Source organism: Pseudorhodobacter sp. W20_MBD10_FR17 (assembly GCF_052119765.1).
GTDB lineage: Bacteria > Pseudomonadota > Alphaproteobacteria > Rhodobacterales > Rhodobacteraceae > Pseudorhodobacter.
Genome location: NZ_JBGQOQ010000009.1, coordinates 85922 through 102495 on the forward strand (window position 1 = coordinate 85922; position 16574 = coordinate 102495).

The following is a 16574-nucleotide window of genomic DNA, read 5'->3' on the forward strand; positions in this document are numbered from 1 at the left end:
GCCGCATCGGAATTTTAGTGTCGGAGGTTTTTATCATGAAATTGCTTAAAACGATAGGTTTTGGCGTGGTTGCCGCTGTTTTGGCGGCAGGCTTGCCCACGATTACTGCGGCACAAGAGCTGGTTCCCGAAAAGCGGTTTGTAGTGACGCGGGATGCCGATTTGCCCGGCGGTGATATTGCCACCCTCTTTGATACCGTTTTGGAGGCGTGCCAAAAGGCTTGTTTGTCGAACACATCCTGCACGGCGTTTACCTTTAACACCCGCAACGGGTCTTGCTTTTTAAAGTCGGGGCCGGGGGCGCCGACCGATTATGCCGGCGCGTTTTCGGGCTTTGTGATGGTGGCAGCACCGGGGGCCGCGGGCCTTGCGCAGACCCGAGCCGAGGAGTTGTCTTTTCTGAACCCCGGTGATTTTGTCGATGCCAAAGATTTGGCGAATGGTCTTGCCGCGCTGCATTTGACCGGACCATGGAGCGCCGCCGAACATATGGAGGCTGCGCGCGGTGAAGAGGCCAGCGGCAGTGTGTTGCGCGCCAGCGCCTTTGTCGGGGCGGCGCTGAACCTGACTGATGCCGCCGAGGATTGGGCCGAATATGCGCGGTTGTTGCAGGTTTCGGCCAGCCGCAATTCCGACCAGCGGAGCGAGTTGCAAGAGCGTGCCCTGAACGCCGCAATCAACGGCTATTTGCGCGCAGATAACGCCGGTTTGCAGCATACCCTATTGGTTGACATGGCCGAGATGTTGGACGCGCGTGGCCGTGGCCGCGACATGGTGCCCGCGCTGCGTTTGGCGCAACAAATCCAGCCGCGCAGCGATACCGAGGTGGCCTTGGATACCGCTATCGGCAAGTACGGCTTTCGGATCACCGAGCATGACGTGCAGTCCGATTCTGCCCGCCCCCGTATTTGCGCGACATTTTCGGATGAGCTTGCCAAAACCGGTGTGGATTTTGAAAAATTCGTGCAGGTCGATCAGGCGGGCCTAACGGTTGAAAAGTCGGGCGATCAAATGCTGTGTGTTGAGGGCGTTTCGCATGGCGAGCGTCACAGCCTGACCTTTCGCGCAGGCATTCCGGCCGCCGATGGCCAGACCACAGTAAAGCCGGTCACAATCACCGCCTATGTCCGCGACCGCACACCCGGCGTGCGCTTTCCGGGCCGGGCCTATGTGCTTCCCAAGGTGGGGGACGGGGCCGCACTGCCTGTGGAATCGGTCAATGCGGCTAAGGTGGATTTGACGCTGTTTCGCGTGACAGACCGCAACATCCTGCGGGCCATTCAGGGCGATTATTTCGGCGAGCCGATGTCGTATTGGCGCGAGGACAATTTTGCCAGCGGTGTGGGTGCGCAGGTGTGGAAGGGTGAGGCCGATCTGGCGGTTGAGGTGAATAAAGACATGACCACCCGCCTGCCAATGGCCGAGCCTTTGGCGGGGCAGGGCGCAGGGATTTTTGCGCTGCGGGCGCAGATACCCGGCACTTATGGCGATGATGTCGCCCCTGCGTGGCAGTGGTTTGTGGTGTCGGATTTGGGGATTACTTCACTGTCTGGCGTTGACGGGTTGCATGTGGTTATCCGTAGTTTGGGGACGGCAGGGGCCAAGGCGGGCGTGTCGGTGGAACTGTTAAGCCGCAGCAATGAGGTGTTGGGCACAGTTTCGACCGATGCACAGGGCTATGCGGTGTTTCCGGCGGCTTTGACGCGCGGTGTGGGGGCGTTGGCGCCTGCCATGTTGGTGGCCAAGGATGGTGCCGATGACATGGCGTTTTTGTCGCTGACCGACCCCGAGTTTGATCTGTCCGATCGTGGGGTTGAAGGGCGCGAACCTGCCCCGCCGATTGATGTTTTCCTTACCACCGATCGTGGTGCCTACCGTGCTGGTGAAACCGTTTACGCCACTGCTTTGACGCGTGATGCCGATGCTGCGGCGATTACTGGGCTGCCCCTGACGGCGATTGTGAAACGCCCCGATGGGGTCGAATACTCCCGCGCCTTGGCCGATGATGCGGGCGGCGGCGGCCATGTCTTTGCCTTGCCTATCGCAGGCAGCGCGCCGCGTGGCACTTGGCGGCTGGAACTGCTGGCCGATCTGGAGGCTGCGCCTTTGGCAGCCATGACGTTCTTGGTCGAAGATTTCCTGCCCGAACGTATTGATTTCACCTTGGCCCTGCCTGAAGGTCCGATCCGGCTTGGCGATACGCCCGATTTGACTGTGGATGCCAAGTACCTGTTCGGTGCCCCTGGTGCCGATTTGGCGATCGAAGGCGATGTGATCTTGCGTGCTGCCAAGGGGCTTGCCGCCTTTCCCGGCTATAGTTTTGGCCGCGCGGATGAACCGTTTAACACTCGGATGGAGGGGTTTGGCGGCGACGTAACCGATAGTGATGGTCATGCCGAGGTTTCCCTGACCATGACCGACGTGCCAGACCCCGCCCGCCCTATGGAGATTATCGTGGTAGCACGGGTTGCTGAAGGGTCGGGCAGGCCGGTCGAACGCCGCATCACCCGCGCCTTGCAGCCCCTCGCCGCGATGATCGGCGTAAAGCCGCAGTTTAATGGTGTGGCGCCCAAAGGCTCTGATGCGCGGTTTTCAATCGTCGCCGTGGGGCCGGATGAAACCGCCGTGCCGATGGCCGTAAAGTGGGAGCTGTCGCGCATTGAAACGCGCTATCAATGGTATCAGGAATACGGCAATTGGTATTGGGAACCTGTGACCAGCCGCGAACGTGTAGCCGATGGTGTGGCCAATTTGGGTGCTGCCCCGCTGGATATTTCAGGCGCTGTACAATGGGGCGAATATGAGCTGGAGGTTGAGCAAACCGATGGTGGCAGTGCATCAACCACGCAGCAATTCTATGCCGGTTGGTATGCGCCTGCCGATGTAACGGCCACGCCCGACACGCTGGAATTGTCGCTGGATAAACCGGCCTACAAATCGGGCGATGTGGCGCAGTTGCGGATTGTGCCGCGGGCTGCGGGTACGGCTTTGGTATCGGTGCTGTCAAACCGTTTGGTGACGATGAAGATGGTCGAGGTGACCGAGGGCGAAAACAACATCCCGATGGATGTGACGTCCGAATGGGGCGCTGGCGTCTATGTCACCGTGTCCGTTTTGCGGCCTATGGATGTGGCCGCCGGCCGCAACCCCGCCCGCGCGATGGGCCTTGCCCATGCCAGCATCGACCCCGGTGATAAGGCGTTGGCGGCCGCGATTGAGGTTGCCCCCGAAGTCGCCCCACGCGGCCCGATGGAGGTTGCGGTAAGGGTTGACGGGCTGGCTGCCGGCGATACCGCCTATGCCACAATCGCAGCGGTGGATGTTGGGATTTTGAACCTGACTTCGTTTAAATCACCTGATCCCAAGGGCCATTACTTTGGCCAACGCAAGCTGGGCGTGGGCATCCGTGATGTCTATGGCCGCCTGATTGACGGGCTAAACGGTGCGGCTGGCATGGTGCGGTCTGGCGGTGACAGCGCAGGCCAAGCTCGGATGGAAGCGCCCCCCCCGACTGAAGAGCTGGTGGCCTATTTCACCGGCCCCGTCACGGTGGGTGCCGATGGATACGCGCGGGCGACGTTTGACATGCCATCGTTCAATGGCACCGTGCGGGTGATGGCAGTTGTTTGGTCCAAACGTGGTGTTGGGCAGGCGGAGGCGGATGTGCTGGTGCGCGATCCGGTGGTGGTTACCGCATCTGTTCCCCGCTTTATGGCACCGGGCGATCAAAGCAGGATGCTGTTGGAAATTGTCCACGCCAAGGGGCCTGCGGGCCGGATGGGGCTGGATGTTGCGGCCAATGGTTTGACGTTAGGCGCTGTGCCGTCGGGCTTTGACTTGGCGGAACAGGGCAAGGTCGTATTTTCGGTGCCTGTCACGGCGGGTGCCGAAGGGCTGCAATCAGTGTCTGTGTCTTTGACCACGCCCGATGGTAAGCAACTGACCAAGACCTTGCAAATCCCCGTGCAGCGCGGCGATCCTGAAATTGTCCGCACCACGCGGTTGGAACTGGCGGCGGGGCAAACCTTTACGCTGGACCAAGCTGCATTTGACGGATTCGCGCCGGGCTCGGGGCTGGCGACAATGTCGGTCGGGCCCATTGCGCGCCTCGATGCGCCGGGGTTGCTGGCGGCGTTGGATCGCTATCCTTACGGCTGTACCGAACAGATCACATCGCGTGCGCTGCCGCTGATCTATTTTGACCAAGTGGCGCAGGCGATGCGGTTGAAAGGGGCCGAGAATATCAGCACCCGCATCACCCAAGCGGTGGCCGAGGTGCTGACGAACCAAGGGTCCGAGGGCGGCTTTGGCCTTTGGGGGCCAAGGCAGGGCGATGCGTGGCTGGATGCCTATGTCACGGACTTCCTTAGCCGCGCGCGTGCCCAAGGCTATGCCGTGCCTGATATTGCGTTCCGCTCGGCCTTGGACAACCTGCGCAACCGCGTGAACTATGCGTCCGACTTTGATGAGGGCGGCGAGGCACTGGCTTACGCGCTGATGGTTCTGGCCCGTGAAGGGGCGGCGGCAATCGGTGATTTGCGCTATTATGCCGATGTAAAAGCCGATGCCTTTGCCACCCCGATTGCTCAGGCGCAACTGGGTGCGGCACTGGCCAGTTACGGCGACCAACGCCGTGCCGATGCAATGTTCACACGCGCAGGCGCACGCATTGCGGCGTATCAGTCCTATAACGATGCGCAGGTTTACCGCGCTGATTACGGCAGCACCCGCCGCGATGCGGCCGCCGTGCTAACGCTGGCGGTTGAGTCGGGGTCAAACGCGCTGGACCGTGACGCGCTGGCCCTGTCTTTGCGGCCCAACGGGCGCAGCCTGTCAACGCAAGAGGCGACTTGGACCCTGCTGGCCGCGAATGCGCTGATCGACCGGCCCGGCACCGATGGCATCACGCTGAACGGTGCCGCGATTGAGGGGCCTTTGGTGCGGGTGCTAAAGGCGGGTGACGCGCAAACCGTGGCTGTGGCCAATGGGTCTGGTAAACCCACCACGCTGACGCTGACAGCTTACGGCGTGCCCGAGGTGGCGGGGCCAGCGGCTGGCAATGGCTATGCGATCACGCGCAGCTATTATACCGAGGATGGCGCGCCGGTATCCCTAGCCGATGGTGTTACGGCCGGTGAAAAGCTGGTTGTAGTGTTAGAGATCATGCCCTTTGGCAAAACCGAGGCGCGGTTGATGGTGGCCGACCCGCTGCCTGCGGGGTTCGAGATTGATAACCCCAATCTGCTGCGCGGTGGCGATGTGGGCGGGTTTGACTGGCTGGATGTGCAAAACGATGTCGCGCATAGCGAGTTTCGCCAAGACCGTTTCCTAACGGCGGTGGATTGGAGCGGGGATAACAATTTCCGTCTGGCCTATGTGGTGCGTGCGGTGTCGCCCGGCAATTTCCAACATCCGGCAGCCTCGGTTGAGGATATGTACCGCCCCGAATACCGCGCCCAAACCGATGCAGGCCGCGTGGTGATCTCTGAGTGATCTTGCGCGCGCGGCCCCTTTTTGCGGTTGTCCTTGCGCTTTGGGCAGCTGCTGTGTCGCGCGATGCAGGCGATGCTTGGGTCGATGCGACGGTGCTGCCTGATCTGGGGGTTGAAACCGCGGTTGAGGTCTTGGCCCGCGATGGGCGCTTGCTGCGCGCCTATACCGTTGCCGATGGGCGCTGGCGGATGGCGGTGGGTGAAGGCGCGGTGGATGCAGGCTTTACCGCGATGCTGGTGGCCTATGAGGATAAGCGGTTTTACAGCCACGCGGGTGTAGACCCGTGGGCGCTGGCGCGGGCCTTGGGGCAGGCGTTGCGCTATGGGCGCGTGGTTTCGGGTGGATCGACCCTAACCATGCAAGTCGCGCGGTTGTTGGAGGAGTCCGGCACGGGGCAGTTGGAAGGTAAGCTGCGCCAAGCACGGGTGGCGCTGGCACTAGAGCGGCGGCTGACCAAGGGCCAAATTTTGCAGCTATACTATCAAATCGCGCCCTATGGCGGGAATTTGGAAGGCGTGCGGGCGGCGTCACTGGCCTATTTTGGCAAAGAGCCGCAGCGGTTGACGCCTGCGCAATCGGCGCTGCTGGTCGCCCTGCCGCAGTCTCCCGAAACGCGCCGGCCCGACCGTGCGCCGGATGTCGCAAGGGCCGCACGCGAAAAGGTGCTGACGCGGGCGGTGGGTGCTGGCGTCATTGCCGCCGATCAAGGTCGCGCGGCTTTGCGCGAGGCGCTGCCACGGGTACGGCGCGACTTTCCCGCACTGGCCCCGCATGTGGCGGATCGGGTGGTGGTGGCGGCCCCCGATATGGCGCTGCACCGCACAACAATTGATGCCGCATTGCAAGCGCGGCTAGAGGAACTGGCCGCGCAGGCTGTGGCGGCGCAAGGCGACCGGCTGCAAGTGGCGATTGTCGTCGCCGATCATCAGTCGGGTGAGATTTTGGCAAGCGTGGGATCCGCTGCTTACCGTGCCGATGCACGGCAAGGCTTTGTCGATATGACGCGGGCATGGCGCAGCCCGGGCTCTACGCTAAAGCCGTTGGTGTATGGCTTGGCCTTTGATGCCGGTTTGGCGCATCCCGAAACCCTTATTGAGGACCGCGCGATGGATTTTGGTGGCTACGCGCCCCAGAATTTTGACAAGGTCTTTCGCGGCATGGTGCGGGTGCGTGAGGCGCTGCAATTGTCGTTGAATCTGCCGGTTGTAGCGCTGACTGATGCGTTGGGGCCAGCCAAACTGCTGGCCGCGATGCGCCGTGCAGGCTTGGATGCGCGGGTGCCGGGGGGTAAGCCGGGGCTGGCGATTGCGCTGGGCGGGCTGGGCGTAACGTTAGAGGATATGGTTGGCCTTTACGCGGCAATCGCCCGTGGCGGCGTGGCCCGACCACTGTTTGTGGAGGGTGCGGGTGCCGATGGTGTGCGCGTGCTGTCGGCTGTGGCTGCGTGGGAGGTGGGTGATATTCTATCAGGTATGCCGCCACCTGTGGGCGCGCCGGTGAACCGTTTGGCCTATAAAACCGGCACCAGCTACGGGCACCGCGATGCTTGGGCGATTGGGTTTGACGGGGCGCATGTGATTGGCGTTTGGATGGGGCGGGCCGATGGAACGCCGGTGCCGGGGGCCTTTGGTGGCGATTTGGCGGCACCTGTGTTGTTTCAGGCCTTTGCGCGGTTGAAACGCGGGTTAGAGCCGCTGCCCGCACCGCCGGCCGCCACACTTATGGTGGCCAATGCTGCCTTGCCGCAGCCGCTGAGGCAGTTTCGGTCCCGCGCAGCGGCGTTTGAGGCGGTGGATGCCCCTGCCGTGGCCTTTCCGCCCGATGGGGCCGAGGTGGAGTTGTTGGGGGACGGGTTGTTGCTGCGGGTGCGCGGCGGCGTTGGGCCGTTTACATGGCTCGCCGATGGGCAGCCAGTGGTCGTTGCCGCGCGCGGACGTCAAGCTGTGGTACGGATGCCGGGGCCGGGGTTTGTGGTGCTTTCGGTGATTGACGGGGTTGGCCGGTCGGCACGGGCGCGTGTGCGTTTGCGCTAGGGTGCTTCATGCCCCCGCGCAACCGCCGCCCAGCCAGCCCGGGCGGCGCAAGGTTTTACAAAAATCGGCGTGGCCCGACGCTGTTATCGCGCAGCGATTGCGCGCCGGTTAGCAGGCGCCAGATATGGACCGTGGTCAAAGTATCATCCGTTGCGGCCCTCCGATGCGCACGGTCATTAAGCTTCAGAACACGAACACCGTCGATTATTTCTACATACATTTTTGGCACCTCAAATGACGCGCCCCCACCTGTTTAGGTTTGCCGTACAGAGTTTAACGAATCCTTACTTTTGGGCTGCGATGGCCGCCAAACGGCCCGCGTAAATGCTTAAGATTTTCGTCATGAGTTGGATGAAATTTGCGGCAATTTCATCCTGCATTGCGTGTGCGCAATTGGGGTTCGACGCGGCGCATCTGGCGCGCTAGGGTGTGTAAAAAGGGGAGATATGTGATGACCTATTTTGAAAGCTTTGTTGCCCCCGTGCCACGCGATAAGCTGGATGCGTATTTTGCGTTGGCCGCCCGGATGGCCCCGATGTGGAAGGCGCACGGGGCGCTGTCGGTGGTCGAGGCGCGGCCCGAAAATGCGCAAGTAGGCAAGCTGACGTCATTCCCCCAAGCTGTGCAGTGTGGCGCGGGCGAGGTGCCGGTTTTCGGGTTTTTGACCTTTCGTGACAGGGCGCACCGCGATGCCGTGATGGAAAAGGCGATGGCCGACCCGGTGATGGGCGAAATGATGATGCAAGCGCCGATGGATGGCAAACGCATGATCTTTGGCGGGTTTATCGCCGAAGTTGAGGCGTAGGCTGCTATGAACCGTGTTGTTTTACTGGGCACCAAGGGCGGGCCGGCCATTCGTGCAGGCGGGGCTATGCCGACCTCTAGCCTGTTGGAAATGGACGGGCGGCGCGTAGTGGTGGACTGCGGGCTGGGCGTCACCAAAGGTTTGGTGCAGGCGGGGATGGATCTCAAAACCCTTGACCTGATCTTTATCACCCATCTGCATTCTGACCATATTTTGGAACTGGGGCCGCTTATTCACACAGCTTGGACAACTGGCCTGAAAACCCCCGTCACCGTTTACGGCCCGCCGGGGATTGAGGCCTATTGGGCGGGGTTCATGGCCTCGGTTGGCTATGACAATGCGATCCGCGTGTATGACGAAGGGCGCACCCCGTTAGAGGAATTGGTCACAGTTCACACTTATGATGAGGGTGCGGTGATGGATGCCCCTTTGCGGGTTAGTGCGTTGCGCGTGCCGCATCCGCCGATTAAAGATGCCTTTGCGCTGCGGTTTGATGGCACAAAGTCGGTGACGTTCAGCGGCGATACCACCTATTTCCCGCCGCTGGCGACCTTTGCACAAGGGTCGGACCTGTTGGTGCATGAGGCGATGCTGCCTGCGGGTGTGGAAACGGTGATTGCCCGCACCGGCCTTGGCGATAAGCTGCGCAATCATCTTTATGCCTCGCACACCAAGGCCTGCGATGTGGCACGGATTGCGGCGGCGGCAGGGGTGGGGCGGTTGGTTTTGAACCATCTTATTCCCGCCGACGACCCAACGATTGGTACGCAAGATTGGCTTTCGCAGGTCGCCCAAGTGTGGGATGGTCAGGCCGATGTTGGAATAGACGGAATGGAGATTGTACTGTGAAATTGATGCGGTCATGGGTGGAAAGCGCCAATAGTCCCGAAACGGAATTCCCTTTGAACAATTTGCCCTATGGCGTGTTCTCGGTTGATGGGGATGAGCCGCGCTGCGGTATTGCCATCGGCGATATGGTGCTGGACGTGGCCGCGATGGAGGCTGACGGCCTGTTGCGTATTGCTGATGATCTGGTGCTGGATGTGCCATTCTGGAATGAGGTGATGGAGCTGGGGCCAGAGGCTTGGGCGCGGTTGCGCGTGCTGTTGTTCGGCTTTTTGGGTGAAGGCGCGGAAAGCCGCGGTATGGTTGCCGAATACCTGATTCGACAGTCGCAAGTGCGGATGCATATGCCTTTGTTGGTGGCCGAATACACCGATTTTTATGCCGGTATGCAGCACGCGAAAAACATGGGTGATATTTTGCGCGGATCACCGGATTTGCCTGCGAACTGGCTGCATATTCCGATTGGCTATAACGGGCGGGCATCCTCGGTTGTGGTGTCGGGCACCGATATTCACCGGCCTTTGGGGCAAACCCGTGCGGCAGGTGCCGATGCGCCAAGTTTTGGGCCAACCAAACGGCTGGACATCGAGCTGGAAATGGGCGCGATTGTTGGTACGGGGTCGACCTTTGGTCAACCGATCACGACGGCGCAGGCCGCCGAGATGATCTTTGGCTTTGTGCTGCTGAACGACTGGTCGGCGCGTGATATTCAGGCGTGGGAGTACCAACCGTTAGGGCCGTTTCAAGGCAAGGCCTTTGGCACCACAATCAGCCCATGGATCGTGCCAACTGCCGCATTAGAGCCGTTTCGCTGTGCCGAACCCGCGCGTGAGGTGCCCCTGCTGCCCTATCTGCATGAGAAAAACCCAGGCTTTTTCAATGTGGAATTGGAAGTGCAGATGCAGCCTGCCGATGCCGCGCGGGCCAGCACGATTGCCCGCACCAACTATAACCGCGTCTATTACTCGGCCGCCCAGCAACTGACGCATCATGCAGTCTGCGGCTGCGAAATGAACCCCGGCGATCTGCTGGGGTCTGGCACGATTTCGGGGCCGGAGCGGGGTGAGTTTGGCTCGTTGATGGAGCTGAGCTGGGCGGGTAAAGAGCCGTTCACGCTGGAAACAGGCGAGACGCGGAGTTTCATTGAGGATGGCGACACGCTAACTTTGCGCGGCCACGCACAGGGCGACGGGTTTCGTGTGGGCTTTGGCCCCTGTTCTGGCCGTATCTTGCCTGCGTTGAAAATGCCGGGCTGGGAATGAGCGGCGTATTCACCGCATTGTTGGGCGTGCAAGGCGTGGTCTTTGTGCTGTGGACTGTCCATGCGTTTCGCTGCTTGTTCAAGCTGCGGGCGCAGGTGGTGGCTGAAACCGGCAACCTTTGGCCCGGCCCAAAGGTTGCGCTGCGCAGCTTTGGCCGGTTTGCCGTGGCACCGGGCTATCAGCGTGACCGACGGATCTTGATCGGCTTGACGGTAATCTTGTTTGCCCTGATCGGCGCGGTTGCGCTGGTATCGGGGCAAATCCCACGCTAAAAGCCGCGATATGCGCCAAACATTGACCGAGATTTATGAGAGCAAAGTGACCGAGGGCAGCCTGCGGGCAGACCCGGCACAACACGCGGTTTTGCCAGTACTCGAGAGCCTGCGGGTTTGGGCCGAGGCGCAGGGAGAGCGTAAAACAGGTCTGCTTGCGGGCCTGTTTCGCAAAGAGGCCCCTGCGCCAAAGGGGTTGTATTTGTGGGGCGGCGTGGGGCGTGGCAAGTCGATGGTGATGGACCTGTTCATCGCCCACACCAATACGCCCGCCAAGCGCCGCGTGCATTTCCATGCCTTCATGCAAGAAATCCATCACGGCATCTTTGAGGCCCGCAAGCGCGGCGTTGATGACCCGTTGGAACCCGTGGCCGAGGCGATTATTCGGGAAGTGCGGTTGCTGGCCTTTGACGAAATGCAGATCACCGACATTACCGATGCGATGATCGTTGGACGGCTGTTTGAAAAGCTGTTTGCGGCAGGAGTTGTGGTGGTGACCACATCCAATCGTGTGCCCGAAGATTTGTACAAAGACGGGCTGAACCGCGCGTTGTTTTTGCCGTTTATCGACCTGCTGCGCGACCGTATGCAGGTGGTCGCACTGGAAAGCCCGAATGATTACCGCCAGCATAGGCTGGAAGGGGCGCAGGTCTATTTCCACCCCGCAGGCAAGGCGCGCGATAAAATCGATGCGATTTGGGCCGATTTGTCGGGCGGTGGTGCCGTGCCGCTGCGCCTGCCGGTAAACGGGCGCGAGGTTGAACTGCCGCGCTTTGCCAATGGTGTGGGCCGCGCGACGTTTTGGGAGCTATGTGCCAAGCCTTTGGGCCCTGCGGATTACCTAGCGATTGCACAGGCGGTGCGGGTGCTGGTGCTGGAGGATATTCCGCAGCTTTCGTCTAGCAACTATAATGAGGCGAAGCGGTTCGTGACCCTGATCGACGCGCTGTACGAGTCGCGGGTACGGCTTGTCGCGTCCGCCGCGGATGAGCCGGAACGGCTGTATAACGAGGGGTCGGGCAGCTTTGAGTTTGAGCGCACGGCGAGCCGGTTGCGTGAAATGCAGGCGCATGACTGGGGGCAGTAGCGCCTGCTGACAGGGCGTAGCCTGCGGCGCAGGTATTTAGGCCAAGATGAAATTGGGCGTCAGGTTTGGTGACCTGCCGATTTATGTGAAGTCTTCGAGGGCGTAGCCTTGGATGTAGAGCAGCGCGGTTAGGTCGCCGTGATTGATGCGAATATCGCATTGGGCGGCAACCGATGGTTTTGCGTGAAGTGCCACACCTGCGCCCGCAAGGCCAAGCATACCAAGATCATTCGCACCATCGCCAACTGCGATGACATCGGCGGCGGTGATGCCCATTTGCGCGGCGATTTCGTTCAGAGCCTGCACCTTTGCTTCGCGTCCCAAAATTGGATCGGCGACGGTGCCGGTAAGGTGGCCGTTCTCAATATGCAGCGTGTTGGCGCGGTTCTCATCAAAGCCGAGGGTGGCGGCAATGCGGCGTGTGAATTCGGTGAACCCACCGGAAACGAGGGCTGCGCGCGCGCCATTGGCCTTCATCGTATTCAGCAGGGCAGGGCCGCCGGGCATCAGGGTGATGCGGGTGTTGAAAACCTGTTCGATAACAGTTTCGGGTAGGCCCTTTAGCAGCGCCACACGTTCGCGCAGGGCATCGTTGAAATCCAGCTCGCCATTCATCGCGCGGGCGGTTATGCCTGCGACATGTGCGCCAACGCCTGCCTCGGCGGCCAGTTCATCAATGCATTCTTGCTGGATCATCGTGCTGTCCATATCGGCAAGCAACAGGCGTTTGCGGCGGTTTGTCGTGGGTTGGATTACCAGATCAATTCCCAACGCTTGCATGCCGTCCCATGCGTCCCAGCGATTCGCAGGCATGGCGGGCAGTGCAAATTCGGCTGCAATTGCGGGGTTCAGCCAGGTTGCATCGCCGCCGCCCCACGCGTTGCGCAGGCTTTCGACCGTGGTGCGATCAAGGACGGGTGTGTTGGGGTTGGTCAAAAGCGTGGCTGTGAACATGGCTGTTTCCGATAGTGGACTGTGTTGTCGGTAAATCTGTAAGATGCGCCGCTTTACGACAATTTTCCCGCTTGTGCCAGCCATCCTGAAGGCGTAGATGCGGCGGTGGGACACCCTTCCCCAACGAAGGGCATTTATCTGTGAGGATACCACATGACTGGTACGACCCCTGCTGTTCGGCCTGCGAATCCACGTTTTTCGTCAGGCCCCTGCGCTAAAATCCCTAATTATTCCCTCGACATGCTGGCTGATGCGCCTTTGGGTCGTTCGCACCGTGCAGCCGTTGGGAAATCCAAACTGGCCGAGGCGATTGACCTGACGGCCGAGATTCTGGGCCTTCCGACAGGCTACCGTGTGGGTATTGTCCCCGGTTCCGATACGGGCGCTGTTGAAATGGCGATGTGGTCGCTGCTGGGCGCGCGCCCTGTCGAAATGCTGGCATGGGAAAGCTTTGGCGAAGGCTGGGTGACCGATGTGGTCAAGCAGTTGAAGCTGGACGCCGTTGTGCGCAAAGCCCCTTATGGCGAGATCGTTGATTTGGCTGAGGTCGATTTTGACAAGGACGTTGTGTTCACGTGGAACGGTACCACCAGCGGCGTGCGTTTGCCGAACGGCGATGCGATCCCTGCTGATCGCGCTGGTCTGACAATTTGTGACGCGACATCTGCCGCATTCGCGATGGACCTGCCGTGGGATAAGCTGGACGTTGTGACGTTCTCTTGGCAAAAAGTGCTGGGTGGCGAAGGCGCGCATGGCGTGATCGTGTTGTCGCCCCGTGCTGTTGAGCGGTTGGAAACCTATACACCCGCTTGGCCGCTGCCGAAAATTTTCCGCATGACCGCCAAGGGCAAGCTGATCGAAGGTATCTTTAAGGGTGAAACCATCAACACGCCGTCGATGCTGGCGGTTGAAGATTACCTTGTGTCGCTGAAATGGGCGAAAACCATTGGCGGTTTGCAAGGGCTGATCGGCCGTGCCGATGCCAACGCCAAGGCTGTGGCGGATTTCGTAGCGGCACATGATTGGATCGAAAACCTTGCGGTTGATCCGGCAACAGCCTCGACGACTTCGGTGTGCCTGAAGTTTGTCGATGCGCGTATCACCGATGGCGCTGCCTTTGCCAAAGCTGTTGCAAAACGGTTGGAAAAAGAAGGCGTGGCGCTTGATATCGGTGCGTACCGCGATGCGCCTGCCGGTTTGCGCATTTGGTGTGGGTCCACCGTGGAAACTGCCGATGTTGCAGCCCTGATGCCTTGGCTTGATTGGGCGTTCAACGCCGAAATCAACGCCCTTTGATAGCAAGCGGTGGGGGCAAACCCCGCCCTACGCCCCCAATTCTTTATATATAGGAGCGCCTGATCATGGCCCCCAAAGTCCTCGTATCCGATGAGCTTTCCGAAACCGCAGTACAGATTTTCCGTGACCGCGGGATTGATGTCGATTTTATGCCCCAGCTGGGCAAAGACAAAGAAAAACTGGCCGAAATTATTGGCAACTATGATGGCCTTGCAATCCGCTCGGCCACCAAAGTCACTGCCAAGCTGCTGGAAAACACTGACCGCCTGAAAGTAATCGCCCGCGCAGGGATTGGCGTTGATAACGTTGATATTCCTGCCGCGTCGAAAAAGGGCGTGATCGTGATGAACACGCCATTCGGCAACTCGATCACCACGGCTGAACATGCGATTGCGATGATGTTCGCAACTGCCCGCCAACTGCCCGAAGCCAACGCCTCGACCCATGCTGGTAAATGGGAAAAGTCGCGCTTTATGGGTGTTGAACTTTATAACAAAACCCTCGGCGTGATCGGTGCGGGCAACATCGGTGGTATCGTCTGCGACCGTGCGCTGGGTCTGCACATGAAAGTGGTCGCCTATGACCCCTTCTTGTCGGAAGAGCGCGCCAAAACGATGGGCGTCACTAAGGTCGAGCTGGACGAACTGCTGGCCCGCGCTGATTTCATCACGCTGCACGTGCCGCTGACCGATAAAACCCGCAACATTTTGGACGCCAAAAACCTTGCCAAAACCAAGCCCGGCGTGCGGATTATCAACTGCGCCCGTGGCGGTTTGGTGGATGAAGAGGCACTGGCCGAGGCGCTGAAATCAGGCCATGTTGCCGGTGCTGCGTTCGACGTGTTCGCGGTAGAGCCTGCAAAGGAAAGCCCGCTTTTCAACCTGCCGAACGTGGTCTGCACCCCGCACCTCGGCGCGTCGACCTCTGAAGCACAGGAAAACGTAGCGCTGCAAGTGGCCGAGCAAATGTCGGATTACCTGCTGACAGGTGCCGTGCAAAACGCGCTGAACATGCCATCGGTCACCGCCGAAGAAGCCGCCGTGATGGGCCCATGGGTTAAACTGGCCGAACATCTGGGCGCCTTCGTTGGCCAAATGACGGATGAGCCGATCAAAGCGATCAACGTGCTGTACGATGGCCATGTTGCCGATATGAACCTCGCCGCGCTGAACTGCGCTACGATTGCAGGTATCATGAAGGCCACCAACCCTGATGTGAACATGGTGTCCGCACCGGTTGTCGCCAAAGAGCGCGGCATCCAGATCGCCACCACACGTCAGGAAAAATCCGGCGCGTTTGATGCGTTTATCAAGCTGACCGTGGTCACCGACAAACGTGAACGTTCGATCGCAGGCACTTGTTTCAGCGATGGTAAGCCACGCTTTATCCAGATCAAAGGCATCAACATCGATGCCGAGATCGGCGCGCACATGCTCTACACCACGAACCAAGACGTTCCTGGCATCATCGGTTTGCTTGGTATGACCATGGGTAAAAACGGCGTCAACATCGCCAACTTTACCTTGGGCCGTTCCGCGGCTGGTAAAGAAGCGATCGCGATCTTGTATCTAGATCAGCCTCTTGATCCGAAAGTGGTTGAACTTCTTGAAGGAACTGGCATGTTCGAGCAAGTAAAACCCTTGGAATTCGACGTGGTCTAAACGCCCATTTTGTCTTTCATCTGTTTGTAAATATCCTGGGGGGTCCGGGGGGCTAGTCCCCCGGCCTTCGCCATTTAAAAAGGCTGTCAGATGCGAACCTATGCTATCGGTGATATTCACGGACATATTGACCTGCTGCGTGCGGCGCATAAGCGCATCGCATCCGACAAAGCAGCCTGCGGTGACCAAGACGCCCCAATCATCCATATCGGCGATTTGGTTGATCGCGGGCCCGATAGCAAAACAGTGATCGAATATCTGTCCAATGGCATCGCTGCTGGTGAAAACTGGGTCGTTTTGAAAAGCAACCATGACCGGATGTTCACTGATTTCCTGACCGACCGCCACCATCAAGACCCCGAGCTTAAGATCGAGTATTCCTACCTTCACCCAAAAATTGGCGGCGCTGCAACCTTGGCGTCCTACGGTGTTCCAAACGCTGCCGACCGTCCTCTGATCCCTGTGCATGATGAGGCCGTGGCCCTTGTGCCCGATGCCCATCGCGCGTTCTTGGAAAGCCGTCCCAACTATTTCGCACGCGGCGAGTTGATGTTCGTCCATGCGGGTGTGCGCCCCGGCATCGCGATTGAGGACCAGTCCGAGGATGATCTGCTCTGGATCCGCAACGGCTTTCTTGACTATCGCGGCGCGTTTCCGTGGCTTTTGATCCATGGTCACACAGCCCTTGGTGCCGCAACCCATTACGGCAACCGCGTGAATATCGACAGCTCTGCTGCCTATGGTGGCCCGTTGACCGCCGTCGTGATCGAAGGCCGCGATGTTCTCGTGCTGGACGATGCTGGGCGAGTTCCACTGCTTCCAACCCCTGACGCGCCCATTCGTTAAGCTTGGCCGCGCGTTTGTCG

Annotated in this window: 12 protein-coding genes; 10 read left to right on the forward strand and 2 right to left on the reverse strand. The window is 59.9% G+C overall.

Translation table 11 applies throughout. The features are described 5' to 3' along the window. Nucleotides 1-35: 35 nt before the first annotated feature. Both ACEN2J_RS08235 and pbpC read left to right on the forward strand, forming a co-directional pair. Complete coding sequence (locus tag ACEN2J_RS08235; RefSeq protein WP_442104847.1) at nucleotides 36-5492, forward strand: alpha-2-macroglobulin family protein; 5457 nt, start codon at nucleotides 36-38, stop codon at nucleotides 5490-5492. Then, a complete protein-coding gene (pbpC, locus tag ACEN2J_RS08240; protein WP_442104994.1) occupies nucleotides 5492-7525 on the forward strand; it encodes a penicillin-binding protein 1C in 2034 nt (677 codons plus the stop codon). Before ACEN2J_RS08235 ends, pbpC begins: the two co-directional genes overlap by 1 nt. A gap of 55 nt (nucleotides 7526-7580) precedes the next feature. Here pbpC and ACEN2J_RS08245 read toward each other — a convergent pair whose 3' ends face one another. Then, nucleotides 7581-7745, reverse strand: coding sequence for a hypothetical protein (locus ACEN2J_RS08245; protein WP_442104849.1), 165 nt, complete (start codon nucleotides 7743-7745; stop codon nucleotides 7581-7583). A gap of 231 nt (nucleotides 7746-7976) precedes the next feature. Between ACEN2J_RS08245 and ACEN2J_RS08250 the strand changes: the two genes are divergently transcribed. From ACEN2J_RS08250 to zapE, 5 genes are read left to right on the forward strand one after another with little or no spacing between them, the layout of a single operon-like run. Beyond that, a complete protein-coding gene (locus ACEN2J_RS08250; RefSeq protein WP_442104851.1) occupies nucleotides 7977-8330 on the forward strand; it encodes a DUF1428 domain-containing protein in 354 nt (117 codons plus the stop codon). Between the two features lie 6 nt (nucleotides 8331-8336). Continuing rightward, on the forward strand, nucleotides 8337-9179 hold the full coding sequence (locus tag ACEN2J_RS08255; protein WP_442104853.1) for an MBL fold metallo-hydrolase: 843 nt from the start codon (nucleotides 8337-8339) through the stop codon (nucleotides 9177-9179). Then, nucleotides 9176-10438 (forward strand): fumarylacetoacetase, encoded by a 1263-nt coding sequence (fahA, locus tag ACEN2J_RS08260; RefSeq protein WP_442104855.1) that lies wholly within the window; start codon nucleotides 9176-9178, stop codon nucleotides 10436-10438. Before ACEN2J_RS08255 ends, fahA begins: the two co-directional genes overlap by 4 nt. After that, a complete protein-coding gene (locus ACEN2J_RS08265; protein WP_442104857.1) occupies nucleotides 10435-10710 on the forward strand; it encodes a hypothetical protein in 276 nt (91 codons plus the stop codon). The genes fahA and ACEN2J_RS08265 overlap by 4 nt, the downstream gene beginning before the upstream one ends. A 10-nt stretch (nucleotides 10711-10720) precedes the next feature. Next, nucleotides 10721-11797: a cell division protein ZapE gene (zapE, locus tag ACEN2J_RS08270; RefSeq protein ID WP_442104859.1), complete on the forward strand. Its 1077-nt coding sequence runs from the start codon at nucleotides 10721-10723 to the stop codon at nucleotides 11795-11797. 81 nt (nucleotides 11798-11878) lie between these two features. On the opposite strand, the gene serB is transcribed toward zapE, so the two are convergent. Beyond that, nucleotides 11879-12751 carry a phosphoserine phosphatase SerB gene (gene serB / locus ACEN2J_RS08275; protein WP_442104860.1) on the reverse strand — a complete coding sequence of 291 codons (873 nt, stop codon included), beginning with the start codon at nucleotides 12749-12751 and terminating at the stop codon, nucleotides 11879-11881. Nucleotides 12752-12904: 153 nt separating this feature from the next. Between serB and ACEN2J_RS08280 the strand changes: the two genes are divergently transcribed. The 3 genes from ACEN2J_RS08280 (at nucleotide 12905) to ACEN2J_RS08290 (ending at nucleotide 16554) form a co-directional block, all read left to right on the forward strand. Then, a complete protein-coding gene (locus tag ACEN2J_RS08280; protein ID WP_442104861.1) occupies nucleotides 12905-14047 on the forward strand; it encodes a phosphoserine transaminase in 1143 nt (380 codons plus the stop codon). Between the two features lie 65 nt (nucleotides 14048-14112). Then, nucleotides 14113-15708, forward strand: a complete 1596-nt coding sequence (gene serA, locus ACEN2J_RS08285; RefSeq protein WP_442104863.1) for a phosphoglycerate dehydrogenase — start codon at nucleotides 14113-14115, stop codon at nucleotides 15706-15708. A 90-nt stretch (nucleotides 15709-15798) separates the two neighbouring features. Continuing rightward, nucleotides 15799-16554: a metallophosphoesterase gene (locus ACEN2J_RS08290; protein ID WP_442104865.1), complete on the forward strand. Its 756-nt coding sequence runs from the start codon at nucleotides 15799-15801 to the stop codon at nucleotides 16552-16554. Nucleotides 16555-16574 lie beyond the last annotated feature (20 nt).

Coding starts and splice junctions, on each gene's coding strand:
- ACEN2J_RS08250 (WP_442104851.1), top strand. CDS start 7,977: ATGACCTATTTTGAAAGCTTTGTTGCCCCCGTGCCACGCGATAAGCTG.
- serB (WP_442104860.1), bottom strand. CDS start 12,751: ATGTTCACAGCCACGCTTTTGACCAACCCCAACACACCCGTCCTTGAT.
- ACEN2J_RS08235 (WP_442104847.1), top strand. CDS start 36: ATGAAATTGCTTAAAACGATAGGTTTTGGCGTGGTTGCCGCTGTTTTG.
- zapE (WP_442104859.1), top strand. CDS start 10,721: ATGCGCCAAACATTGACCGAGATTTATGAGAGCAAAGTGACCGAGGGC.
- ACEN2J_RS08265 (WP_442104857.1), top strand. CDS start 10,435: ATGAGCGGCGTATTCACCGCATTGTTGGGCGTGCAAGGCGTGGTCTTT.
- serA (WP_442104863.1), top strand. CDS start 14,113: ATGGCCCCCAAAGTCCTCGTATCCGATGAGCTTTCCGAAACCGCAGTA.
- ACEN2J_RS08290 (WP_442104865.1), top strand. CDS start 15,799: ATGCGAACCTATGCTATCGGTGATATTCACGGACATATTGACCTGCTG.
- ACEN2J_RS08245 (WP_442104849.1), bottom strand. CDS start 7,745: ATGTATGTAGAAATAATCGACGGTGTTCGTGTTCTGAAGCTTAATGAC.
- ACEN2J_RS08280 (WP_442104861.1), top strand. CDS start 12,905: ATGACTGGTACGACCCCTGCTGTTCGGCCTGCGAATCCACGTTTTTCG.
- ACEN2J_RS08255 (WP_442104853.1), top strand. CDS start 8,337: ATGAACCGTGTTGTTTTACTGGGCACCAAGGGCGGGCCGGCCATTCGT.